19 protein-coding genes are annotated in these 23,517 nt (G+C 72.3%); 8 read left to right on the top strand and 11 right to left on the bottom strand.

Annotated features, from left to right (window positions below):
- Window positions 1–70: 70 nt before the first annotated feature.
- Entirely contained in the window at window positions 71–964 is an 894-nt protein-coding gene (locus ACWD5D_RS00970; RefSeq protein WP_451370646.1) for a LysR substrate-binding domain-containing protein, read from the top strand.
- Window positions 965–1,145: 181 nt separating this feature from the next.
- On the opposite strand, the gene ACWD5D_RS00965 is transcribed toward ACWD5D_RS00970, so the two are convergent.
- Window positions 1,146–3,605, bottom strand: a complete 2,460-nt coding sequence (locus tag ACWD5D_RS00965) for a beta-N-acetylglucosaminidase domain-containing protein (protein ID WP_451370645.1) — start codon at window positions 3,603–3,605, stop codon at window positions 1,146–1,148.
- Window positions 3,606–3,723: 118 nt separating this feature from the next.
- Between ACWD5D_RS00965 and ACWD5D_RS00960 the strand changes: the two genes are divergently transcribed.
- Window positions 3,724–3,951, top strand: coding sequence for a hypothetical protein (locus ACWD5D_RS00960; protein WP_451370644.1), 228 nt, complete (start codon window positions 3,724–3,726; stop codon window positions 3,949–3,951).
- Here the strand turns inward: ACWD5D_RS00960 and ACWD5D_RS00955 are convergent.
- Together ACWD5D_RS00955 and ACWD5D_RS00950 are read right to left on the bottom strand one after the other, a co-directional pair.
- Window positions 3,946–7,140 carry a GH92 family glycosyl hydrolase gene (locus tag ACWD5D_RS00955; protein ID WP_451370643.1) on the bottom strand — a complete coding sequence of 1,065 codons (3,195 nt, stop codon included), beginning with the start codon at window positions 7,138–7,140 and terminating at the stop codon, window positions 3,946–3,948. The two genes, ACWD5D_RS00960 and ACWD5D_RS00955, sit on opposite strands and share 6 nt — an antisense overlap.
- A gap of 498 nt (window positions 7,141–7,638) precedes the next feature.
- Window positions 7,639–8,103, bottom strand: a complete 465-nt coding sequence (locus ACWD5D_RS00950) for a DUF6299 family protein (protein ID WP_451370642.1) — start codon at window positions 8,101–8,103, stop codon at window positions 7,639–7,641.
- A gap of 237 nt (window positions 8,104–8,340) precedes the next feature.
- Between ACWD5D_RS00950 and ACWD5D_RS00945 the strand changes: the two genes are divergently transcribed.
- Complete coding sequence (locus tag ACWD5D_RS00945; RefSeq protein WP_451370641.1) at window positions 8,341–8,535, top strand: DUF5999 family protein; 195 nt, start codon at window positions 8,341–8,343, stop codon at window positions 8,533–8,535.
- A gap of 178 nt (window positions 8,536–8,713) precedes the next feature.
- Here the strand turns inward: ACWD5D_RS00945 and ACWD5D_RS00940 are convergent, their stop codons facing one another.
- Together ACWD5D_RS00940 and ACWD5D_RS00935 are read right to left on the bottom strand one after the other, a co-directional pair.
- Window positions 8,714–9,112, bottom strand: coding sequence for a RidA family protein (locus ACWD5D_RS00940; RefSeq protein ID WP_451370640.1), 399 nt, complete (start codon window positions 9,110–9,112; stop codon window positions 8,714–8,716).
- Window positions 9,109–10,245, bottom strand: a complete 1,137-nt coding sequence (locus tag ACWD5D_RS00935; protein ID WP_451370639.1) for an acyl-CoA dehydrogenase family protein — start codon at window positions 10,243–10,245, stop codon at window positions 9,109–9,111. The genes ACWD5D_RS00940 and ACWD5D_RS00935 overlap by 4 nt, the downstream gene beginning before the upstream one ends.
- A 182-nt stretch (window positions 10,246–10,427) precedes the next feature.
- Between ACWD5D_RS00935 and ACWD5D_RS00930 the strand changes: the two genes are divergently transcribed.
- Window positions 10,428–12,020, top strand: a complete 1,593-nt coding sequence (locus ACWD5D_RS00930) for an AMP-binding protein (RefSeq protein ID WP_451370638.1) — start codon at window positions 10,428–10,430, stop codon at window positions 12,018–12,020.
- Between the two features lie 15 nt (window positions 12,021–12,035).
- Window positions 12,036–12,869: a PaaX family transcriptional regulator gene (locus ACWD5D_RS00925; protein ID WP_451370637.1), complete on the top strand. Its 834-nt coding sequence runs from the start codon at window positions 12,036–12,038 to the stop codon at window positions 12,867–12,869.
- 12 nt (window positions 12,870–12,881) lie between these two features.
- On the opposite strand, the gene ACWD5D_RS00920 is transcribed toward ACWD5D_RS00925, so the two are convergent.
- The 3 genes from ACWD5D_RS00920 to ACWD5D_RS00910 form a co-directional block, all read right to left on the bottom strand.
- Window positions 12,882–13,292 (bottom strand): hypothetical protein, encoded by a 411-nt coding sequence (locus tag ACWD5D_RS00920; protein ID WP_451370636.1) that lies wholly within the window; start codon window positions 13,290–13,292, stop codon window positions 12,882–12,884.
- 147 nt (window positions 13,293–13,439) lie between these two features.
- Window positions 13,440–15,860 (bottom strand): bifunctional salicylyl-CoA 5-hydroxylase/oxidoreductase, encoded by a 2,421-nt coding sequence (locus tag ACWD5D_RS00915; RefSeq protein WP_451370635.1) that lies wholly within the window; start codon window positions 15,858–15,860, stop codon window positions 13,440–13,442.
- A 3-nt stretch (window positions 15,861–15,863) separates the two neighbouring features.
- Window positions 15,864–16,691: an enoyl-CoA hydratase family protein gene (locus tag ACWD5D_RS00910; RefSeq protein WP_451370634.1), complete on the bottom strand. Its 828-nt coding sequence runs from the start codon at window positions 16,689–16,691 to the stop codon at window positions 15,864–15,866.
- A 297-nt stretch (window positions 16,692–16,988) separates the two neighbouring features.
- Between ACWD5D_RS00910 and ACWD5D_RS00905 the strand changes: the two genes are divergently transcribed.
- Window positions 16,989–17,441 carry an ATP-binding protein gene (locus ACWD5D_RS00905; protein WP_451370633.1) on the top strand — a complete coding sequence of 151 codons (453 nt, stop codon included), beginning with the start codon at window positions 16,989–16,991 and terminating at the stop codon, window positions 17,439–17,441.
- On the opposite strand, the gene ACWD5D_RS00900 is transcribed toward ACWD5D_RS00905, so the two are convergent.
- The 3 genes from ACWD5D_RS00900 to ACWD5D_RS00890 form a co-directional block, all read right to left on the bottom strand.
- Window positions 17,401–18,849, bottom strand: a complete 1,449-nt coding sequence (locus ACWD5D_RS00900; RefSeq protein WP_451370632.1) for an APC family permease — start codon at window positions 18,847–18,849, stop codon at window positions 17,401–17,403. The two genes, ACWD5D_RS00905 and ACWD5D_RS00900, sit on opposite strands and share 41 nt — an antisense overlap.
- A gap of 146 nt (window positions 18,850–18,995) precedes the next feature.
- Window positions 18,996–20,027: an ornithine carbamoyltransferase gene (gene argF / locus ACWD5D_RS00895; protein WP_451370631.1), complete on the bottom strand. Its 1,032-nt coding sequence runs from the start codon at window positions 20,025–20,027 to the stop codon at window positions 18,996–18,998.
- Between the two features lie 86 nt (window positions 20,028–20,113).
- Entirely contained in the window at window positions 20,114–21,337 is a 1,224-nt protein-coding gene (locus tag ACWD5D_RS00890) for an arginine deiminase (protein WP_451370630.1), read from the bottom strand.
- A 145-nt stretch (window positions 21,338–21,482) separates the two neighbouring features.
- Here ACWD5D_RS00890 and ACWD5D_RS00885 point away from each other — a divergent pair, with 145 nt between their 5' ends.
- The gene (locus ACWD5D_RS00885) at window positions 21,483–22,628 is read left to right on the top strand and encodes an SPFH domain-containing protein (protein ID WP_451370629.1); all 1,146 of its coding nucleotides are present in this window, start codon (window positions 21,483–21,485) and stop codon (window positions 22,626–22,628) included.
- Window positions 22,625–23,512: a hypothetical protein gene (locus ACWD5D_RS00880; protein WP_451370628.1), complete on the top strand. Its 888-nt coding sequence runs from the start codon at window positions 22,625–22,627 to the stop codon at window positions 23,510–23,512. Before ACWD5D_RS00885 ends, ACWD5D_RS00880 begins: the two co-directional genes overlap by 4 nt.
- The last annotated feature ends 5 nt before the right edge of the window (window positions 23,513–23,517 follow it).

The raw sequence follows: 23,517 nt of genomic DNA, 5'->3' as shown, positions 1-23,517 counted from the left end.
GTCAGACCCGTCCAGCGAAGTGAGCGTTGAGATAGGCGTCCGTGTCTGGGCCTTCAGGATTGTCGAGGACGTGGCGCAGCCATGCCCGCCGCTCGAAATCGGTGACAGCCAGTTCCCAGACGCAGCCGATGGCCTCGCCCGGATGCGGCCGCAGCGCATGCGGCTGCTCCAGGGGCGCCGAGAACGGCCGCTGGTGAATCTCGTTCTCCCCCTGCCACCAGTCCACCAGCGCGAAACAGTGGTCGGCCGCATCGTGCACGATGACGCCGCCGTCATCAGCAGCCAGATCGCCGCAGCGGAGACGGCACTGGCCGACCTGAGGGAGGGACGGACAGGCCGGCTGTCGATTCTCTACTTCGCCACGATCGGCTCCACGGTGGTGGCGCCCGCGGTCGCGGATTTCGGTGAGCAGTACCCCGACGTGTGCATAGATCTGAAGATGACCGATCCTGACGATCCGCTGCTGGAGGTGGCGGAGGGGCGCGCCGACCTGGCTGTCGTGGTCACGGCGGAGGGACCGCGGTACGACCGTGTGCGCCTGGTGCACCTGCTCGACGACCCGTACCGCCTTGTCCTGTCGAAGGGGCACAGGTTCGCGTCGAAGCGGAGCATCGATCTCGGTGACCTCGCCGACGAGTCATGGGTGGGCAGCGAGCCGCCCGGCACATGCCGAGACACGGTGATGAACGCCTGCGCGGCCGCCGGGTTCAGCCCGGCCTTTGCCGTGGAGAGCGGGGACTACGTCACCGCGCAAGGGTTCGTCGCCGCGGGGCTGGGCGTGAGTCTGATCCCGGACACGGGTCTGGTCAGTCATCATCCTGGTGTCGTAGTGCGGAAGGTGCGCAATCCCGAGCCGGTCCGGTCCATCGATGCGGCGGTTCGCGAGGCGTCGGTAGGCCATTCGGCGCTGGACGGGCTCCTCCTCGCCCTGAGGAATGCGGCCGCCGCGGCAGGGGCACACTGAGCGTGCCGGATTGTCCCTCACCCGCATCGGTGGGTGGACCCGGCCGTGACCAGCGGTGAAACAGCCGAAAGACCATCTACACACCCCCGCGCTCCGCCGCGATCCGTCACAGCAGGGTGCGGGGGTTCCTGGTCTCTTCCGGGACATCTGACCCACGGGCCCTTCGGCCGCGTGCGGGATGTCACGCCTTCTCCGCGCGGCCGAGGACCTCCACCTCGGCCATGTTGAGTTCCACGGGCGACGTGCTCGCGAGCCAGACCCGCACGTAGCGGCCCTTGGCCGTCGTGTCGATGGTGGTGGGGCCGGCGGCCTGGGCGGTCTCGTGGTGGGCCCAGACGTCCGGGTCGGCGAGCTGGTCGGCGAGGGTGCCGGTGAAGGGCTGGTCGGAGACGAGGACGTAGTAGTCCTTGAGGCGGTCGGCGCAGCAGTCGGTGCGGTTGTAGATCCTGATCTGCTCCAGGTCGGCGCCGGCTCCCAGGTCGACCTGCCACCAGGGCTGTGCCTCCTTGCCGCTGGTGGTGGAGAAGTCGTAGCGGTCGCCGTCGACGGACTTGTCGGCGGAGAAGGGGAAGGCACCTCCCCAGTTGTAGTCGGAGCTCTGGGTGGCCGTCTTGCCGTGCGCGAGTTCGCGCAGGGGCGGCAGGCCCATCGACTCGTCGTGGAGGTCGCGCACACGGGCGACGAAGTCCTCGATGTACGGGTCGCCGATCTTCACCTGGCCGTGCTGGTGGTGCTCGGCCGGGTCGACCGTGATCGCGGTCGCGTCCGCCGCGCGGTCGTCCATGGCCGCGCGCTCCCTGGCCGCTTCGGGCGCGTCGCCCGCGTCGATCGCGGCGAGGGCGTCCAGTCCGTGCTCCATCGCCCGGCCCCACAGCTGCGTGGCGTCCAGCCAGCGTGCGGCGTCGGAGAGGAACAGCCGGTCGGTCACGCCGGAGCGGATGCGGGCCGGTGCCCCGGTGACGGTGCGCACGGACGGGCGGAGGTCCCGGACGGCCTGGTGCGGGTCGGTCGCGTAGTCCCGCCAGAACCGGTCCAGTTCGGCGCCGAACACCGGCGCCTGGGGCTGCCACGGCTCGGAGCCGAAGGTCGGGGCCATGTGGTTGAGGTCGACGAACACCTGGATCGCGTCGGCGGTCGCGGGGTCGCCGCCGGCGAGGTACAGGGCGGCCTGGCGTCCGGAGCGGTCCCGGTCGTAGCCGCGGTCGTTCCAGGAGAAGTCCGACATCGTGAAGACGGCGAGCTTGCTGGCGGCCTCCTGGTTCATCGGGTTGGAGACGATGCCGCTGACGTGGTCGGACAGACCGGGCTCACGCTTGTCGTAGGGCGCCAGCAGCAGCCGGCCCGCGGTCCGGGCGAAGTCGTTGACCGGGTAGTTGTCCCACACGAAGACCTTGCGGCCGAAGAGTTCGGCGGCCTTGGACGCCTGGGCGTTCGTGATCTCCCGGGGGACGACGTCGGTGCCGGTCCACATCACCTGCACAGCGGGGTCGAGCGTCCCGCGGAGGGTCTGCTTGTAGGCGGTGTCGGTCAGGTCGCCGTACTCGGTGGGGACCATCTGCAGCGGGTTGGTCCCCGGCCAGGCGGCGACGGCGTCGTGCTGCACGGTGTTGAGCAGGCCCACCTGGGCGCGGGCTGCGGGGCCGCGGCCCGGGGCGCCGAACTTCTGCTGGTCCGCGGCGCAGTTCCAGCGCGTGTAGCTGATGTCGTCCAGCGGGATGGAGAAGGAGCGTACGCCGACGTCGTACATGGCCTTCAGCTTGTCGGTGAGCGCCTTGACGTCGGCCGGGTCGGAGTAGCAGATGGAGGCACCGGGCGAGACGGCGAAGGTGAAGCGCACATGGTTGGCGCGGGCGCGCTCGACCAGGGTGCGCAGTTCGGAGAGCTTGTCCGCGGGGTAGGGCTCGCGCCATCGGTCGCGGTGGTACGGGTCGTCCTTCGGCGCGTAGACGTACGTGTTGGACTTCGTGTCGCCGAGGAAGTCCATCTGGTCCAGGCGCTCCGCCGTGGTCCACGGCGGCCCGTAGAAGCCCTCGATGGTGCCGCGCAGCGGCATCGACGGGTGGTCGGAGACGCCGGCGCCGGCGATCCGCGCCCCGTCGCCCCCGTCCCCGTCCCCGTCAGTGCCGACGATCAGTTGGCGCAGGGTCTGTACGGCGTAGAACTGGCCGGTGGCGTCGGTGCCGCCGAGGGCCACCGTGCCGTGCGCGGCCCCGGTCCCCCGGCGCACCCGCAGCGCGTACCCCTCGCTGTGGTCGGGGACCTCGGTGCCCGAAAGGGCCCGGGCCACGTCCGGGCGGCCGGCGGGTCCGAGGAGCAGGGTCAGCGGCGCGTGCCCCGAGGGGTGCCCGGTGACGTCGGCGCGCTGGACTCCGTGGGAGCGCAGGGTGCGGACGAGCAGGGCGCGGGCGGCGGCGTCGGTGTCGTCACCGACGACGACCTCGGCGGTGTCGGGCAGCACCAGGTCCTGGCCGACCCGGGTGATGTGCTGAGGCGTCGGGGAGACCGGGGGCAGTGCCCCGGCCTCCTGCTCCCCCGCGGCGGCGGGCCGGCCGCCGGCGCCCGGGGCGCCGAAGGCCGCGGGGGCCGTGGTCAGGGACAGTGCCGCCAGCAGGGCGGCGAGGACTCTGACGGAGCGGGACATGCTGCCTCCAGACGAGCGACGCTCGTGGTGCGGACGCTCGTAGTGCGGTCGGAAAGGACGTGCGGTGGGGGGTCCTCGCGGCCGTGGGTCTTCGCTGGGGCCGGTTCAACTCCTTTGTGTGGACGGGCTGGTGGAGGCCGGGGGCATGGCCGGGCCGGCGCAGGTACGGGTCGAGGCGGGCGAAGCCGTCGACGGGGTCATCACGGGTCGGGTGGCGGCGGCCGTGGCCCGTGCGCCGCCGACGGAGGTCACCGTGGCGCACACGGTCAGCGCGGGTACTCCGGTCAGCGGGCGTCGTGACACGGGCATGCGGTCCCTTCTCCTCACCGGCCGCGGGCCGTCATGACGGCAGCACCTCGACCTCGGCAAGGGACAGGGGTGCCGTGCCGGCGAGCTGGATCCGCACGTAGCGGCCCGTGGCGTTCACCGGGACGGTCGTCGGGCCGGCGGCGGTGTCGGTGCGGTGGACGGCGCTCACGTCCGGCCGGGCGAGCGTCGTGGCCAGGGAGTCGCTGGTGAACGGGGTGTCGGAGACGAGGACGTAGTAGTCGCTCAGGCGTTCCGAGCAGCAGTCCGTGCGGTTCCACAGCACGACGTCGGACAGGGACTTCGACGCGCCGAGGTCGACCTGCCACCAGGGCTCCGCGGAGCCGTCCTCGGCGGTGTGGGTGACCGAGCCGACGGTGAAGTTGCCGTCGGTGACGCCGTCGACGGCGCGCGAGGCCACGCCGCCCCAGGCGGTGGTCTTCTGCGTGGCCGGTCTGCCGTAGGACAGGGAGGTGACCTTGAGCGCGATCATCGTGCTGCCGAGGGACCGGCCGGTCGCCGTGTCGGTCATCCGGAACTCGACGGTGCGCGGGCCGGGCTTCGCGGAGTCGTCGGCGGTCACGGTCACCGGGGTGGTGGCACGGGCGCCCGCGGCGACCGTCAGCCGGCCCGAGGCCGGTGACACGCTCACGCCGGAGGGGGTGACGGCGGTGAAGGCGACCTCGGCCGGGGAGTCGGAGAGGTCGGCGGCTCCCACCCGCGCCTCGATGCTGCTGCCCGGTGCGAGGAGTGCGGGGCTGTCGTCGGGGAGCGTGGTGAAGGGCCGGACACCGGGGTCCGTGCTGCCGTGCCGGGGCGGCTGGTCGCCGCTGCCCCGGCCCCAGTCGGTGCTCGCCGGGTCCGTGGTGAGGCCGAAGTCGATGGTGCCGGCGCGGAGCAGATCGGCGTGGCTGATCCACGACTCGGTCCGGTCGGCGCCGCCCACGCGGACCGAGGACACGTACTGGAGCTTCGAGCGGTCGGCGCCGGGCGCGGTGATGTCGACGGGCCGTCCGCCCTGCGGCTGGATGCGGACCCGCTCGAACATCGGCGCGGTCATCACGTACTCGGCGGAGCCGGGCATCACCTCGTACATGCCGATCATGGACCAGACCAGCCAGGAGGAGAGGGTGCCGAGGTCGTCGTTGCCGGGCATGCCGTAGGCGTCGTCGGTGAACAGCGGCTGGGCCGCGCGCAGCACCGCGGAGGTCTTCCACGGCTGGTCGGTCCACGCGTACATCCACGGGGCGTGCAGGTCGGGCTCGTTGTTCGGGTTGTAGGCGAAGTTGTTGTGGTAGTCGTAGGCGCCGACCACCCATGATTTCCTGGCCACTTGGGTGTGGTCGCTCAGGACGCCCGGCATGTCGAAGAAGGTGTCGAGCCGCTGCTCCGCCTTGGCCTTCCCGCCCATCAGCGCGAACAGGCCGGGGGCGTCCTGCTGGGCCAGCCACTGGTACTGCCACGGGGTGCCCTCGTGGAAGCCGGTGCTCTCGGTCGGGTCGGCGCTGCCCACCCAGGTGCCCTCCGGGGTGCGGGCGCGCGGAAAGCCGTCGAAGCCCTTCGAACCGACCCCGTCGTCCCACTCGTCGGCGAAGTTCCCGCACCGCGCGTGCAGCACCCGTGCCTTCGCCGTCTCACCGAGGCCGTCGGCCATCGTGGCCAGACCGCAGTCGGCCAGCGCGTACTCCAGCGTCGCGGAGCCGGCCTGCCGGGAGTCGCCCCAGCGGTAGCCGCCCTTGTCCTGGTAGCCGATCCAGCCGTTGCTCAGATACGTGGGGTTGCCGTCGCGGCCACGGAAGACCGACTGGTCGGCGGGCACCTCGGTGACGTTCTTCCACAGCGCGTCGAACAGGGCCTTCGCGGTCGGCCGGTCGAGCAGCCCGCGCGCGTACAGGGAGGTGATGAACGGTGTCGGGCCCTCCCCGCTCATCACGTTCGTCTCGCTCGGACCGAGCCCCCAGCGCGGGACCCAGCCGCCGTCCTGGTAGACGCGCAGCAGCGACTTCGCGATGTCGGTGGCGCGGCGCGGTTCCAGCAGCGCGACCAGCTGGTTCTGGGCCCGGTAGGTGTCCCAGAGGGAGAACATCTGGTAGTAGGGCCGGTCGCTGTGGTGCACGGTCTTGTCGAAGCCCATGTACCGGCCGTCGACGTCGGAACCGACGGACGGGTGGAGCGTGGCGCGGTAGAGGGCCGAGTAGAAGGTGCGCCGGTCGGCGTCGCCGCCGCCGGCGACCTGGAGCCGCCGGAGCTGCCGCTTCCAGGTCCGGTGGGCGGCGGCCCGGACGGTGTCGAAGCTCTGGTCCGCGCTTTCGGTACGCCGGTTCAGCCGGGCGCCGTCGACGGAGGTGTAGGAGACGCCCACGGTCGCGCCGACCCGGCCGCCGCCCGCGCCGAAGCCGAGCATGGCGCCGCCGTCGGCCCGTGAGCCGTCCGAGGAGGTGCCGCTGATCGCCGCCGACCTGCGGCCGGTGCTGACCTGGCCGCCGTCCGCCCACGTGCCGAAGGAGCGGAACGGCCGGTCGAACCTGGCACTGAAGAAGATCTTGTACCGCTCCTTGCCGGTCTCCCAGCAGAAGTTGCCGCCGGTGATCCAGCCCTCGACGGTGTCGTCGCCGACGACGTCCACCTGGCCGCCGTACGTGTAGCCGTTGCTGGAGCCGACGTTGACGACCACCGTGTCCTGCGCGGCACCGGCCGGGAAGGTGTAGCGGTGCCAGCCGGTCCGCTCGGTCGCGGTCAGCTCCGCGGTCACCCCGCTGTCCAGCCCGACCTTGTAGTAACCGGGTTCGGCGTGCTCGTCGGCGTGCCGGAAGCCTGCGGCCTGCTGCGCAGGCTGTGTGCCGGGGAAACCGCCGGTCACCGGCATCAGGCGGACGTTCCCGTTGGTCTGGCAGCCGACGCCGGACAGGTGGGTCTGGCTGAAGCCGAGGATCCTGGAGTCCGCGTAGTCGTACGACGCGTAGGAGTTGAGCCGGGTGTCGGGGCTGTTCTGCACCATTCCGAACGGCAGGGCGGCGCCCGGGAACGTCGTACCCGATCCGTTGTTGCCGATCGAGGTGTTCACATAGGCCGTCGGGTCGTCGGGGAACCCCGGCGTTCCTGCCGCCGGAGAGGCGGAGGCGACCGTCGCCTGGGTGCCGCCGGCGATGACGGCGGCACAGACGACGGCGGACAGTATGCGAGTCAGTCGGGTGGGTCTGGGCAGGCGCGGGTACGGGCGCAGGCGCATCGCTCTCCCTCGTCGATCCGGTGGACGGCAATGCGTGACATCGTTGTCAGAGCCTGTCGGTGCGTCAATGCACCGCGGCGGGGCGGTTCTTGGACTTTTCGCGCGACCCCAGGTCGAGCGGCACGAACCGTCGAACGGCGAGGCGGCGGGGGCGGTCCGGGTGGCCCGGACGGTGCGTGGGAGGCACCGCCCGGGCAGCCGGAGGCAGGGGACGGCCGGAAGACGGAGGCGGGAGACGAGAACCAGAGGGTGGCCACGCAAGGTGACGAGACGCCCGAAGTTAATCACACATCGTAGCGACCGAGGGGTGCAGGCTCGAAAGGCTGCCCGTTTTACCCCGATGGGCGGTAACGCTGTGTGTCCGGCGAGGCGGTGCTCCACGGCGCCCGACGCCCCCCTCCGGCGGTGCGCCCCGCACCCGGCAGCCCTCCCGGCCTGTGCCGGATACGCCGAGCGGCCCGGTGCACCCACACGGTGCCGGGCCGCTCGGCGCGGATGTCAGTTCTGGACGAGGGCGACGTCCCGTTCCTGGACTGCGTGGAAGGCCGGCAGCGGGACGAGGCCCGCGGGGCGCAGCTCCATGAGCGAGGCCTCGACGTGGGCCCCGCCTGCCTTGAGGGACTCGGACGTGACCCGGCCCGAGTTCGCGAAGGGGTGCTCGGCGCCGTCGCACACGGCCTTCGTGCCGCCGATGCCGTGCTTCACGCGGGAGTCGCTCTGGCTGAGCGAGGTGCTGACGAACACGGGACCGGTGCCGGCGACGCAGCGGTACGAGCCGGAGACGGTGACGGTGCCGTCCGCGCCGATCCGGCCGATCGGGTCGATGGAGACGCTCTCGGACGAGTCGGCGACGGCGGCCGGTGCCGCGGCAGTGGCCGGTGCGGCGCCGGCGGCCGGTGCGGCGACGGCGCACAGGAGCGCGGTGGCGCCGAGCGCCGTGGCGAGCGCGGTGCGTACGGACAAGGGATGCCTCCCGGTTTCCATGGGGTGGGGGCCTCAACTGGTACCGGGCGGCGTCGCCGCGAGAGGTGATCATCACCCCATCGGTGGCGCGTCATGGAACCATCCACGAGTTGTCCGCGTGTTGTCACGCTTCACCGCAGGGCGTTCCGATGAGTTCACGCCGGGGGCATGGTCTGTATGAGGCCGGACGGTGACCGTTCCGCCGGCCCCCCATCGGATCCGATGTGGAGGTGCGCCATGTGCTCCCACCAGTCCTCCTGCCCCGCGGCGGACATCAGCGCCCCGCACTCCGTCGCCGCCCACCCCGAGCAGGGCTGGACCCTGCTGTGCGACGGGTCGATCGTCTTCGACGACACCGGGGAACTGCACCCCGACGGCAGCGTGGTCCCGCCGCACCGGATCCCGGCCGAACGCCTCGCGACGGCCGCGTAGCCCCAGGCCGCGTAGCCGCGGGCCGCGGCGGCACGGACCCGCCCGCTCCGTAGCGCGGACCCGCCCGCCCGGCGGCACCGACTCGCCCGCCCGGCAGCACGGACCCACCCGCCCCGTGGCGCGGGCTCCCCCGCCGCGGCGGCGCCCCGGCCGTCATCGGGGCACGGCGGCGGCCCGGCTACGGCAGCACCGCGAACCCGTCCAGTTCCACCATCGCCTGCTCGTCCCACAGCCGTACGACCTCCACGACCGCCATCGCCGGGTAGTCCCGGCCGGCCAACTCCTTCCAGATCCGGCCGAGTCGGCGGGCGTGGTCACGGTAGGCGGCGACGTCGGTGGCGTAGACGGTCACGCGGGCGAGGTCGGCGGGTGTGCCGCCGGCCGCGCGGAGGGCGGTGAGGAGGTTGCCGAGCGCCTTCTCGAACTGCTCCGGGAGCGTGCCGCCGGTGATCTTGCCGTCGGTGTCGAGGGCGGTCTGGCCGGCCAGGAACAGCACGCGGGAGCCGGACGCGACGACGGCGTGGGAGAAGCCGGTGGGCGGGGACAGCTCGGGCGGATTGACGCGTTCGGTGGTCACCGGGCCTCCCTGTCACGGTGCATGGCGTACAACTCCTTGGCGATGATGCCCCGTTGGACCTCGCTCGCCCCCTCGTAGATCCGTGGGGCGCGGACCTCACGGTAGAGGTGTTCGAGGAGGTGGCCGCGGCGCAGGGCGCGGGCGCCGTGCAGCTGGACGGCGGTGTCGACGACGTACTGCGCGGTCTCGGTGGCGAGCAGCTTGGCCATGGCGGAGCGCCCGGGGACGTCGGTGGCGCCCCGGTCGTAGGCCGACGCCGCCGCGTAGACCATCAGGCGGGCCGCCTCCGTGCGCAGTGCCATCTCGGCGACCTGGTGGGAGACGGCCTGGAGGTCGCTGAGTTTGCCGCCGAAGGCGTCCCGCGCGCGGGTGTGGTCGAGCGTGGCGTCGAGGGCGGCCTGGGCCATGCCGACCGCGAAGGCGCCGACGCTGGGCCGGAAGAGGTTGAGGGTGGCCATGGCGACGGTGAAGCCCCGGTCCACCTCGCCGAGGACGTCGTCCTCGGTGACGGGCACGGCGTCGAAGTCGAGGGCGCCGATGGGGTGCGGCGAGATCATCTCCAGTGCGGTGCCGGTGAGTCCGGGCCGGTCGGCGGGGACCAGGAAGGCGGTGACGCCGCGGGCTTTGGCGCCGGGGGTGGTGCGGGCGAAGACGGTGTAGAAGTCGGCCTCGGGGGCGTTGGAGATCCAGCACTTGGCGCCGGTGAGGCGCCAGCCGGAGCCGCCGTCCGGCTCGGCGGCGAGGGAGAGGGCGGCCGCGTCCGATCCGGCGCCCGGCTCGCTCAGCGCGAACGCGGCCACCGTGCCGCCGTCGGCGACGCCGGGCAGCCAGCGCTCGCGCTGGGCCGGGGTGCCGTGGGCGTGGACCGGGTGGGCGCCCAGGCCCTGGAGCGCGAGGGCGGTCTCGGCCTCGGTGCAGACCTGGGCGAGGGACTCCCGCATCAGGCACAGGTCGAGGGCGCCGGAGCCGAAAAGCCGGGCGAGCAGTCCGAGCCGGCCGAGTTCGGCGAGGAGCGGGCGGTTGACCCGGCCCGGCTCGCCCTTGTCGGCCAGCGGGCGCAACCGGTCGGCGGCCGCCCTGCGCAGCTCGGCACACCAGGCGGTCTGCTCCGGTTCGAGTGAGAATGCGAGCACTGCCGGTCCTCCCTGTGCGGCGGGGCGCCGCCCTCCCGGTCAGGAACCCTGGGGGCGCCCGTCCGACGTTATCGCGCAGAGTTGACTGCCGTCACCAACACGATACGCTCCTGTCAAGCCCAGGACGCCCGTGCTTCTCAGGACGCCCGTCTCCACGCTTGTCACGGCAAGGGGGCATCGCCATGCACGACTCGGCCCATGTCGACACCTTCGCGCGCGACCACCTCCCGCCGCCGCAGGAGTGGCCCGAGCTGTGTTTCGACCTCCCGGAGCTGAACTACCCCGAACGGCTGAACTGCGCCGTCGAACTCCTCGGCCACACCGACCCGGGCCGCCCGGCCTTCCGCACCCCGGACGGCCCCGTGTGGACGTACGGCGATCTGGGCGCCCGCGTCGACCGCATCGCGCACGTCCTGACCGGCGAGCTGGGCGTCGTCCCCGGCAACCGGGTGCTGCTGCGCGGCCCGACCACGCCCTGGCTGGCCGCCTGCTGGCTGGCGGTGCTGAAGGCGGGCGCGGTCGCGGTCACGGTGCTGGCCCAGCAGCGCCCGCACGAGCTGGCGACCATCTGCGAGATCGCCCGGGTCGGGCACGCGCTGTGCGACATCCGCTCCGTGGACGACCTGGTGAAGGCCGAGGTGCCGGGCCTGCGCCTCACGACGTACGGCGGTGACGGCCCCGAGGACCTGCTGAACCGGCCCGCGCCGCGGACGCCGTACCCGGCCATCGACACCGCCGCCGACGACGTCGCCCTGATCGCCTTCACCTCGGGCACCACGGGCCGTCCGAAGGGCTGCATGCACCTCCACCGGGACGTGCTGGCCATAGCCGACACCTTCTCCCGGCACGTGCTGCGCCCCCATGAGGACGACGTGTTCGCCGGGAGTCCGCCGCTCGGCTTCACCTTCGGCCTGGGCGGACTGGTGATCTTCCCGATGCGGGCCGGTGCCAGCACCCTGCTGCTGGAGCAGGCGGGTCCGCGGCAGCTGCTGCCCGCGATCGCCGAGCACCGGGTCTCGGTCCTGTTCACCGCGCCGACCGCGTACCGCGCGATGCTCGACCACCTCACCGGGCACGACGTGTCGTCCCTGCGGCGCTGCGTGTCGGCGGGCGAGAACCTGCCCGCGGCCACCTGGCAGGAATGGCACGAGCGCACCGGCGTGCGGATCATCAACGGCATCGGCGCCACGGAGCTGCTGCACATCTTCATCTCCGCCGCCGAAGAGCGGATCAGACCGGGCACGACCGGCCTTCCGGTGCCGGGCTGGCAGGCGCGCGTCCAGGACGAGAACGGCACCCCCGTGCCCGACGGCGAACCGGGTCTGCTGGCGGTGCGCGGTCCGATCGGCTGCCGCTACCTCGCCGACCCCCGGCAGCGGGAGTACGTGCGCGGCGGCTGGAACATCACCGGCGACACCTACGTCCGCGACGGCGACGGCTATTTCCGCTATGTGGCACGCGCCGACGACATGATCATCTCAGCCGGGTACAACATCGCCGGGCCGGAGGTGGAGGACGCGCTGCTGCGCCACCCGGACGTGGCCGAGACGGCCGTCGTCGGCCGGCCCGACGAGGCGCGCGGCCAGATCGTGGTGGCGTACACCGTGCTGCGCGCGGGGGCGCGGCGCGACCCGGAGGCGCTGCGCACTTTCCTGAAGTCGGAGCTGGCTCCGTACAAGTGCCCGCGCTCGTTCGTGTTCCTGGACGCCCTTCCCCGTACGGCCACCGGGAAGTTGCAGCGGTTCCGGCTGCGCAGCGAAGGTGACCAGCAGTGATGCGGACGACTTAAAATGATCAACGTGTCCGAGCAGCACGCCCCCAGGTCCCTCATCGTCACGCTCTACGGCGCGTACGGCCGCTTCGTGCCGGGCCCGGTGCCCGTCGCCGAGCTGATCCGGCTGCTGGCCGCGGTCGGGGTGGACGCGCCGTCGGTGCGTTCCTCGGTGTCCCGGCTCAAACGCCGCGGCCTGCTCCTGCCCGCCCGCACCGAACAGGGCGCGGCCGGCTACGAACTCTCGCCCGAGGCACGCCAGTTGCTCGACGACGGCGACCGCCGCATCTACGCGACGGCGCCGCCCGAGGACGAGGGCTGGGTGCTCGCGGTGTTCTCCGTGCCCGAGCCGGAACGGCAGAAGCGGCACGTCCTGCGCTCCCGGCTGGCCGGCCTGGGCTTCGGCACGGCGGCGCCGGGGGTGTGGATCGCCCCGGCCCGGCTGTACGAGGAGACCCGGCACACCCTGTCCCGGCTGCGCCTCGACCCGTACGTCGACTTCTTCCGCGGTGACCACCTCGGCTTCGCCCCGACCCCCGAGGCCGTCACCCGTTGGTGGGATCTCTCGGCGATCGCGAAGGAGCACGAGAACTTCCTGGACGTCCACGCCCCGGTCCTGCGCGCCTGGGAGCGGCGCACGGGCACCCCGCCCGAGGAGGCCTACCGCGACTACCTCCTCGCCCTGGACTCCTGGCGCCACCTGCCCTACACCGACCCGGGCCTGCCGGCCCGGCTGCTGCCCGCCGACTGGCCGGGCGTGCGCTCGGCGGAGGTGTTCCGCGGGCTGCACGCCCGGCTGCGGGACGCGGGGGCGGAGTTCGCCGGATGCGCGGGGGCTGTGCCGGGGCCCTGAACCCCGGGCGCCTCAGAAGCGCCGCAGCCGGACCGCGACGCCGTGGCCGACCGCGAGGTAGATCACCGCGGGCAGGCCGTAGTTGAGCAGGACCCGGAGGTTCTCGGTGTCCATCGTGAAGATGTCCTGCGACCACCAGGCGAGCGCGTCGGCCACGTCCCCGACGAACCGCACGAAGACGTTGCCCTGGTTGGCCTCCAGCATGTACAGCAGGATCCACAGGCCGAGGAACGCCGCCGCGACGTCGCCGATCGTGTGGATGACGAGAGCCGCACGACGGGAGCCCGAGCCGTCGGGGCGGCGCTGCCGGGCGGGGGCCGGCTCGTACACCGGCGCGGGCCGGGGCGCCGGGGCCGGGGCCGGCGCCGACGGGCGGTTGTAGCCGTATCCCGGCTGCTCGGGCAGCGGCCTGGTGTCACTCATCGCAGTCTCGATCCCTGTCCGTGGTCCGGTTCGCTCGACAGAACGTAGTCACCCGCCGATAACAGGTCAGTTCCAAAACCGTGCGAATCGAGTGGAAGGGCTGTGACCGGCGCTGCACGACCGCTCCCCGGCCGCCCTCGGCCGCCCTCACCCGTCGAGCGACAGCCTCGGTTTCGGGGCGTCCGTGCGCCCGGTCTGCGGACGCCTGCTGCCCGCCCGGTAGGGCGCGGGCCAGGCGGCTCCGGGTCCCGTGTACCCCTGCTCGGCGGCGGCGTGCAGCGTCCAGTGCGGGTCGTACAGGTGCGGCCGGGCCAGCGCGCACAGGTCCGTACGCCCGGCCAGGATCAGCGAGTTCACGTCGTCCCAGGAGGAGATCGCGCCGACCGCGATCACCGGGACGCCGAGCTCGTGCCGGACGCGGTCGGCGAACGGCGTCTGGTACGACCGGCCGAACTCCGGCCGCTCCTCGGCGACCACCTGACCGGTGGACACGTCGATCGCGTCGGCGCCGTGCGCGGTGAAGGCGCGGGCGATCTCCACGGCGTCCTCGGCCGTGGTGCCGCCCTCGGCCCAGTCCGTGGCCGAGATGCGCACGGTCATCGGCCGCTCGGCCGGCCACACCGCGCGTACGGCGTCGAAGACCTCCAGCGGGAACCTGAGCCGTTTCTCCAGCGAGCCGCCGTAGGCGTCGGTGCGCCGGTTGGTCAGCGGGGAGAGGAAGCCGGAGAGCAGGTAGCCGTGGGCGCAGTGCAGCTCCAGCAGGTCGAAGCCGGCCCGCGCGGCCCGCGCGGCGGCGGACGTGAACTGCTCGCGGATGTCGGTGAGTTGGGCACGGGAGAGCTGGCGCGGGGTCTGGCTGTCCGGCTTGTACGGCAGCGGGGAGGCGGCCACGAGCGGCCAGTTGCCGTCGGGCAGCGGCTCGTCCATGCCCTCCCACATCAGCCTGGTGGAGCCCTTGCGGCCCGCGTGCCCGAGCTGGACGCCGATCGCGGTGCCGGGCGCCTGGGCGTGCACGAAGCCGGTGATCCGCGTCCACGCCTCGGCCTGCCGGCCGGTGTACAGGCCGGCGCAGCCGGGGGTGATCCGGCCTTCCTCGCTCACGCACACCATCTCGGTCATCACCAGGCCGGCCCCGCCGAGGGCGCGGGCGCCGAGGTGGACGAGGTGGAAGTCGCCGGGGACGCCGTCGGTCGCCGAGTACATGTCCATCGGCGAGACGACGACCCGGTTGCGCAGGGTCAGCCCGCGCAGCCGGAACGGTGTGAACATCGGGGGCGTGCCGGCCGGGCAGCCGAACTCGCGCTCCACGGCCTCGGTGAAGTGGGCGTCGCGCAGCCGGAGGTTGTCGTGGGTGACGCGGCGGCTGCGGGTGAGCAGGTTGAACGCGAACTGGCGGGGCGGCTGGTCGAGGTAGAGCCGCAGGTTCTCGAACCACTCCAGGCTGGCCCGTGCGGCACGCTGCGTGGAGGCGACGACGGGCTTGCGCTCCTCCTCGTACGCCGCGAGCGCCTGTGGCACATCCGGCTGTTCCTCCAGGCAGGCGGCCAGGGCCAGCGCGTCCTCCACGGCGAGCTTGGTGCCGGAGCCGATGGAGAAGTGGGCGGTGTGGGCGGCGTCGCCGAGGAGGACGACGTTGCCGTGCGACCAGTGCGCGTTGGTCACCGTGCGGAAGGTCGTCCAGGCGGAGTTGTTGGAGCGCAGGGGGCGGCCGCGGAGCGCGTCCGCGAAGATCTTGGCGCAGCGGTCGACCGACTCCTGCGGGTCGGCCTCGTCGAAGCCCGCCGCCCGCCAGACCTCCTCGCGCATCTCGACGATCACGGTGGAGGCGTCCGCCGAATACGGGTAGGCGTGCATCTGCATGACGCCGTGCTCGGTCTCGGCGATCTCGAAGCGGAAGGCGTCGAAGGGGAAGTCGGCGGCCAGCCAGATGTACCGGCAGCGGTGCGCGGTGACGTGGGGGCGGAACTCGGCGGCGTAGGTTCCGCGGGTGGCGCTGTGCACACCGTCGGCGGCGATGACCAGGTCGTGGCTCGCCGAGAGGTCGTCGGGGTGCGGTGCCTCGGTGCAAAAGCGGAGGTCCACGCCGAGGGAACGGCAGCGCTCGTGCAGGATCTCCAGGAGCCGGCGGCGGCCGAGGGCGGCGAAGCCGTGTCCTCCGGAGGTTTCGCGGGTGCCCCGGTGGGTGATGTCGATGTCGTCCCAGCGGACGAAGTCCTTCTGGAGGGCCGCGTAGACGACGGGGTCGGCGTGTTCGATGCCGCCCAGGGTCTCGTCGGAGAGGACGACTCCGAAGCCGAAGGTCTGGTCGGGGGGGTTGCGTTCCCAGAGGGTGATCTGCCTTGCGGGATCGAGGCGTTTCAGCAGGGCGGCGGCGTAGAGGCCGCCGGGGCCTCCGCCGATGATCGCGATGCGTTGGGGGTGGCTCGTCCCGTCCGGCGAGTGCGGGTCCGTTGTGGCTGGTCGCTCCCCCACTCTCGGCTTCGCTCGAGCGGGGGGACCCCCATCGCGGCGGAGCCGCGAATCGACGGAGCCCCGCGCCCCTGAGGTGGGACCGGCTGACGTTGGCATCTGCTACCTCCCCCTCCACTTCGGGGGGCGCTTTTCCGTGAACGCCGCGTGGAACTCCGCGTAGTCCTCGCCGTTCATCAGGAGGGCTTGGGTGGAGGCGTCCAGTTCGATCGAGGTGGCCAGGGGCATGTCCAGCTCGGCGGTCAGCAGGGCCTTCGTCTGGGCGTAGGCCAGGGCCGGGCCGTCGGCCAGGTGGCGGGCCAGTTCGAGGGCTCGCTCGTCGGTCCGCCCCTCCTCGGTCAGTTCGCTGATCAGGCCGATGCGCTCGGCCTCGGGGGCGCGGACCGGTTCGCCGAGCATCAGGAGACGGGTGGCGTGGCCGAGGCCGACGACGCGGGGCAGGAGGTAGGCCGCGCCCATGTCGCCGCCGGACAGGCCGACGCGGGTGAAGAGGAAGGCGAAGCGGGCCGAGGGATCGGCGATCCGGAAGTCGGCCGCCAGGGCGAGCACCGCACCGGCGCCGGCCGCCACGCCGTGCACGGCGGCGATCACCGGGAAGGGGCATTCGCGGATCGCCCGTACCACCTGGCCGGTCATGCGGTTGAAGTCGAGCAGCTGGGCGGTGTCCATGGACAGCGTGGCGCCGATGATCTCGTCCACGTCGCCGCCGGAGCAGAAGCCGCGCCCCTCGCCGGTGAGCACCAGGGCCCGCACCGAGCGCTCCCGGGACAGCTCGGCGAGCAGGTCGCGCAGGTCGGCGTAGGCGCCGAAGGTGAGTGCGTTGAGCTTGTCGGGGCGGGCCAGGGTGACGGTGGCGACGCCGTCGGCGAGCCGGACCCGCAGATGCTCCCAGTCGGAGGTGCGGGCGGCGGAGCCGGTGAAGGGACTCATGACGTGCGGCCTCCTAGGGGGGCGGTGCCTCACGTTGCGGTGTCCCATGAAGTTATCACTTTTTCGTGACTGTCGTCATGAGGGCGACACAACCGTGTCACGCGCCCGGCCGGGTCACCGCACGCAGGTCACCGGTCGGCGACAGCGCGGTAACAGTGGGCGCGGCCGTGCGAGACGGGGCGTTCGGCCGGGTAGGCAGCCCGGTGCCGGGGACGGAGGTCCCGGGCGGTGCCCGCCGACGGTTTTGGTGGCCGGGCCCGTACCATTCCTACAGTCGAAAGCAGGACAGCCTGCTCCATGAACGGACTCGCCTTGCACGAACGCCCCACCGAATCGGCCTCCTGGCGTATCGCCCTGCCGCACACCGCCGCGGCGGTGCCGGCGGCGCGCGCTCTGGTGCGCGAGGCCCTGGCCGAGGTGGAGCACACGACGGACTGCGACACGGCGGAGCTGCTCACGGCGGAGCTGGTGGCCAACGCGGTGGAACACACCGCCGGGCGCGGCCCGATCGAGCTGGTGGTGGAGTTGCGGCCGACCGGCTGCCAGGTCGAGGTGCACGACCCGGACCCGGCGCCGCCCGGCCATCTCACCCGTCCGGTGATCGAGCAGCCCGACCCCTGGCAGGAGGGAGGGCGCGGTCTGTTGTTGATCCGCGCCCTCAGCTCGTCCTGCGGTCACCGCCCGACCTCGTCGGGCAAGGCGGTGTGGTTCAGACTGCCTGTGGTTCCCGCTCAGCGGCGTCCGAGCTGACCTCGGCGGCGGCCGACCGGGCCAGCGTGGAGTTCCGGCGCCCGTAGGCGAGGTAGATCAGCAGGCCCACCACGAGGAACACCGCGAACTGGATCCAGGTCCCCCAGCCGGTCTCGTACATCAGGTACAGGCAGAAGCCCACGCCGAGCAGCGGGCCGACCGGATAGAGCGGCACCCGGAAGCTGCGCCGCAGGCCCGGCTCGCGGCGGCGCAGGGCGATCACCGCGATGTTGACGACGGCCATGATCGCGAGGGTGCCGATGGTGCACAGGTTCATCACGGCGTCGAGCGAGGCGAAGGCCGCCGGGACGGCGAAGACGATCGCGACGATGAGCGTTCCGGCCACCGGGGTGGAGGTCTTCGGCGAGACCTTCTCGAAGACGCGCGGGATGAGGCCGTCCCGGGACATCGACATCAGGATGCGGGTCTGGCCGTACATCACGGCGAGGACGACGGAGGCGATGGCGACGACCGCGCCGAAGGCGACGACACCGCCGCCGACGGCGGAGCCGGTGACCGTGTTGACGACGTAGGACAGGGCGGCGGGCCGGCCGGCGACCTGGTCGCCGCCGATGGCACCGATCGCGGCGAGCGCGACCGCGCAGTACAGGACCGTGACAAGACCCATGCAGACCATGATCGCGATCGGGATGTCGCGGCGCGGGTTCTTGGCCTCCTCGCCGGCGGTGGTGATCGCGTCGAAGCCGATGTAGGAGAAGAACGCGGCGGTGGTGCCGGCACCGATGCCGCCGAGGCCGGCCGGGGAGAACGGGGTGAGGTTGCCGTCCTTGAAGGCGCTGTAGCCGATGGCGCAGAAGGCCAGGAGGATGACGAGCTTCACGGCCGCCATGGCCGCGGTGGCGCGTGCGCTCTCCCGCACCCCGCGCACCAGCAGCACGGACGCCATGGCGATGACGATCACGGCGGGCAGGTTCATGATGCCGCCGTCGCCGGGCCCGGCGGACAGGGCGTGCGGGAGCTGTCGGCCGGTGAGGCTCTGCAGGAGTTCGTTGACGTACTGGCTCCAGCCGAGGGCGACCGCCGAGATGGAGATGCCGTACTCCAGCAGCAGGCACCAGCCGACCAGGAAGGCCGTGGATTCGCCGAGGCCGGCGTAGGCGAAGGAGTACGAGGAGCCGGAGACCGGGATCGCACCGCCCAGCTCGGCGAAGGAGAAGGCGGTGAAGACGCAGGTGATCGCGGCGAGGACGTAGGAGACGACCACGGCCGGTCCGGCCTGGGCGACGGAGTCGGAGAGGCCGACGAAGATGCCGGTGCCGACGATGGCGCCGACACCGAAGCAGATGAGCTGGAAGAGGCCCATCGAGCGCTTCAGGCCGTGTCCCTCGCGGTCGGCGCCGGATTCGGCGACGAGCAGATGCGGGGACTTGATGCGGGGAGCGGGCATGCGGGTGGTGCTCGTTTCTGGTGGTGCGGTGCGACCGACGGGGTCGCCCCCGCTCGAGCGGCGTCGAGTGGCGGGGGGAGGTCGCTGCGGTGACCCGGAAGGGGTGGCTCCGGGCCGCCGGTCAGGATAAGGCCTGGTGAGGCGGGTCAGGCAAGGCTGTGTGACGCAGGCCGGGCCAGCGAGGCCACAAGGACCGCCTTGATGGTGTGCATACGGTTCTCGGCCTCGTCGAAGACCACCGAGTGCTCGGACTCGAACACCTCGTCGGTGACCTCCAGCTCGGTCAGTCCGTGCCGCTCGTGGATCTCGCGGCCGACGGCGGTCCCGAGGTCGTGGAAGGCCGGCAGGCAGTGGAGGAACTTCACGTCCGGCTTGCCGGTGGCGCGCAGCACGTCCATGGTCACGGCGTAGGGGCCGAGCAGCGCGATGCGCTCGTCCCAGACCTCCTTGGGCTCACCCATCGACACCCAGACGTCGGTGGCGATGAAGTCGGCGCCGCGCACACCCTCCCGCACGTCGTCGGTGAGCGTGATCCGGGCGCCGGACGCGGTGGCGAGCTGCCGGGCCACCTGGACGATCGTCTCGTCCGGCCACAGCACCTTGGGCGCGACGATGCGGACGTCCATGCCGAGCAGGGCGCCGGTGACGAGGTAGGAGTTGCCCATGTTGTAGCGGGCGTCGCCGAGGTAGGCGTAGGCGATCTCGGACAGCGGCCGGTCGCTGTGCTCGGTCATGGTGAGCACGTCGGCGAGCATCTGGGTGGGGTGCCACTCGTCGGTGAGGCCGTTGTAGACGGGGACGTGGGCGTACCGGGCCAGTTCCTCGACCACGCCCTGGCTGTGCCCCCGGTACTGGATGGCGTCGAACATCCGGCCGAGGACGCGGGCGGTGTCCTTCACGGACTCCTTGTGTCCGATCTGCGAGCCGGCCGGGTCGAGGTAGGTCGTGTGGGCGCCCTGGTCGGCGGCGGCGACCTCGAACGCGCAGCGGGTGCGCGTCGAGGTCTTCTCGAAGACCAGCGCGATGTTCCTGCCTCGCAGGTACTGCGTCTCGTCGCCCGCCCTCTTCGCCGCCTTCAGCTCCGCGGCCAGCTCGACCAGGCCGCGGAACTCCTCGGCGGTGAAGTCCAGCTCCTTGAGGAAGTGGCGGCCGGCGAGGGCGGTCGGGACTGTCGCCATGGGGGCGCTCCAGAGGTACGGGTACAGGGCTCTGGAATTATATACGGTCATCAGCATGTTTATGCGCCGCCTGAAAGTGGGCCCGCTCACACTGCATCACGCTCCACGGGACAGCTCATGCACCGCGGCCCGCCCCGCCCCCTCCCCAGTTCACTGCCCGGGATCTCGATCACTTCGATGCCCTGCTTGCGCAGATGCGTGTTGGTGGTGGAGTTGCGCTCGTAGGCGACGACGACCCCGGGCTCGACGGCGAGCACGTTGCAGCCGTCGTCCCACTGCTCACGTTCGGCCGCGTGCACGTCCTGGGTGGCGGTCAGGACCCGGATCTCGCCGAGCCCCAGGGCGGCGGCGATCGCGCGGTGCATGTGCTCCGGCGGATGGTCGGTGACCTTCAGCTCCCGCTCACCGGCCCCGGGCTCGATGGTGTACGAGCGCAGCATGCCGAGCCCGGCGTACTGGGTGAAGGTGTCGCCGTCGACCATGGTCATCACGGTGTCGAGGTGCATGAAGGCGCGCCGCTTGGGCATGTCCAGCGCCACGATCGTCCGCGCGGAGCCGGCCGCGAACAGCTTGGTCGCGAGCATCTCCACGGCCTGCGGGGTGGTGCGCTCGCTCATGCCGATGAGGACGGCGCCGTTGCCGATCACCAGGACGTCGCCACCCTCGATGGTGGAGGGGTAGTCGGCCTGGCCGCGCGACCAGACATGGAACATTTCGTCACGGAACAGCGGATGGTGCCGGTAGATCGCCTCGAAGTGCACGGTCTCCCGCTGCCGGGCGGGCCAGCGCATGGCGTTGATCGAGACACCGTCGTAGATCCACGCCGAGGTGTCCCGGGTGAAGAGGTGGTTGGGCAGCGGACGGAGCAGGAAGTCGTCCAGGTCCATGGCGTGGAAGCGGACGGAGGCCGGCTCCTCGTACGCGCCGAGGAACTCCCGCTTGGTCATGCCGCCGATCAGCACCTCGGCCAGCTCGCCCGGGGTCATCCGGTCGAAGGCGGCGCGCAGGTGGCCGGTGGCGAGGGGACCGTACTCCTTCTCGTCGAAGACCCGGTCCAGGACGAGGGTCCGGGCCTCGGGGAGCGCCAGGGTCTCGGTGAGCAGGTCGCCGAAGAGATGGACGGCGACCCCGCGGTCACGCAGGACGTCGGCGAACCCGTCGTGCTCGGCGCGCGCCCGGCGCACCCACAGCACGTCGTCGAAGAGCAGGGATTCCTTGTTGCTGGGGGTGAGCCTTTTGAGCTCGAGGTCGGGCCGGTGCAGGATCACGCGGCGCAGCCGACCGGCCTCGGAGTCGACGTGGTATGCCATGCCTCCATCCTGGCCGCCGACGCCCGCCTTCACGCTCATCTCTGCTGTTTGCACCGCTCCCAGTTTTCGTCCTATTGACGAGAAGCGGCCTCCGAGTTTATCGTCTCAGTGACGAAAATCGAGGGGTTCTCCCGAGGGGGTTTCCATGGCCGACATCACGCGGCGCCTGGGCTGGCGTCATCTGCGCGGCGCGCCCACGGCGCACGTCCGGCACCACCGCTCCGGCACGCTGGTCCACGACGGTCCGGGGCTCAGCTTCTGGTTCCGGCCGCTGGCCGCCGCCCTGTCCGAGGTGCCGGTGGACGACCGGGAACTGGCCATGACCTTCCACGCCCGCACCTGCGACTTCCAGGACGTGTCCGTGCAGGCGACGGTCACCTACCGGATCGCCGACCCGTCCGTCGCCGCCGCCCGCCTGGACTTCTCGATCGACCCGGACACCGGCGCCTGGCGCGGCACACCGCTCGAACAGCTGGGCACCCTGCTCACCGAGACCGCCCAGCAGCACGCGCTGGACGTCCTGGCCCGTACGGCGCTGTCGGCCGCGCTGACCGACGGCGTGGCCGTGGTCCGCGAACGGCTCGCGGCCGGGCTCGCCGCGGAGCCGCGGCTGCCGGCCACCGGCATCGAGGTGGTGGCCGTGCGCGTGATGGCCCTGCGGCCGGAGCCGGAGGTGGAGCGGGCGCTGCGCACCCCGGCCCGGGAACAGATCCAGCAGGAGGCCGACCGGGCGACCTACGAGCGGCGGGCCGTGGCGGTCGAGCGGGAGCGCACGATCGCCGAGAACGAGCTGGCCAGCCGGATCGAACTGGCCCGCCGCGAGGAACAGTTGGTCGAGCAGCGCGGCACCAACGCCCGGCGCGAGGCAGAGGAGCAGGCGGCCGCGGACGCGGTGCGCGCCCAGGCGGAGGCGGCCCGGTCGGTGAAGCTGGCGGAGGCGGAGGCCACTCGGTCGGTGAAGCTCGCCGAGGCGGAGGCGGCCCGGAACGTGCGGCTGGCGGACGCGGAGGCGGCCCGTTCCCTGAAGCTGGCCGAGGCCGAGGCGGCACGGACGGCGGCGGTCGCCCGCGCGGAGGCCGAGGGCGCCCGCGAGGTCGGCGAGGCACGGGCCCAGGCCCAGGCGGCCTGGCTGCGGGTGCACGCGGAGGCCGGGGTCGACGGGGCAAAGACGCTGCGGGCGCTCACCGCCACCCGGCTCGCGGAGAACCTGCCGCGGATCGACAGTGTGACCGTCTCGCCGGACGTGCTGACCGGTCTGCTGGCCAGGCTCGCGCCGGGGACGGCCGAGTGAGCCTCGCACCGCGCGCCGTCCTGGTCCATCGCACCACGGAGTACGAGGAGTTGGTGGCCCGGCACGGCACGCACGGCCAGGCCGCCTTCTTCCTCGCCTCCCGGGGCCGGGACATCGAGGAGGTCACCGAGCGGCACCGCCGTACGCGACGGGCGCTGGCTCTGGTGACCGGCGCCGTGCCGCTGACCTGGCGTCAGGCGCGGGTGGAGCGAGCCGACCTCGACCGGTTCCTGTTCGCTCCGGAGGATGTCGTGGTCGTGGTCGGGCAGGACGGACTGGTGGCGAACGTCGCCAAGTACCTCGCCGGGCAGCCGGTCGTGGGCATCGACACCGACCCCGGCCGCAACCCGGGCGTGCTGGTACGGCACCGGCCCGAGGACACCGCGGCGCTGCTCACCGCGAGCACGACGGTGGAGGAGCTCACCATGGTCGAGGCCTTGGCGGACGACAGCCAGCGACTGGTCGCCCTCAACGAGATCTACCTCGGCGCCGCCGGTCACCAGACCGCCCGCTACCGCCTGGGCCTCGAGGACGACGGGGGTGTCGTCGAGGCCCAGGCCTCCTCGGGGGTGCTCGTCGGCACGGGGACGGGCGCGACCGGCTGGCTCCGGTCGCTGTGGCAGGAGCGGGACTCGCGGCTGCGGTTGCCGGCCCCCGTGGAGGACCGGCTGCTGTGGTTCGTGCGCGAGGCCTGGCCCTCCCCCGCCACCGGCACCTCCCTGGTGGCGGGGGAACTGCTCGCGGCACGCCGGCTCCGGATCACGGTCGAGTCCGAGCGCCTGATCGCCTTCGGGGACGGGATGGAGGCCGACGCGCTGGAACTGACCTGGGGTCAGTCGGTCGACGTGCGCGTGTGCGCGGACCGGCTGCGGCTGGTGGCGTGAACACC

The sequence above is a fragment of the Streptomyces sp. NPDC002520 genome, assembly GCF_053595235.1.
The sequence above is the reverse complement of the archived record's forward strand: the minus strand, read 5'-3'. Positions and strand labels throughout refer to the sequence as shown.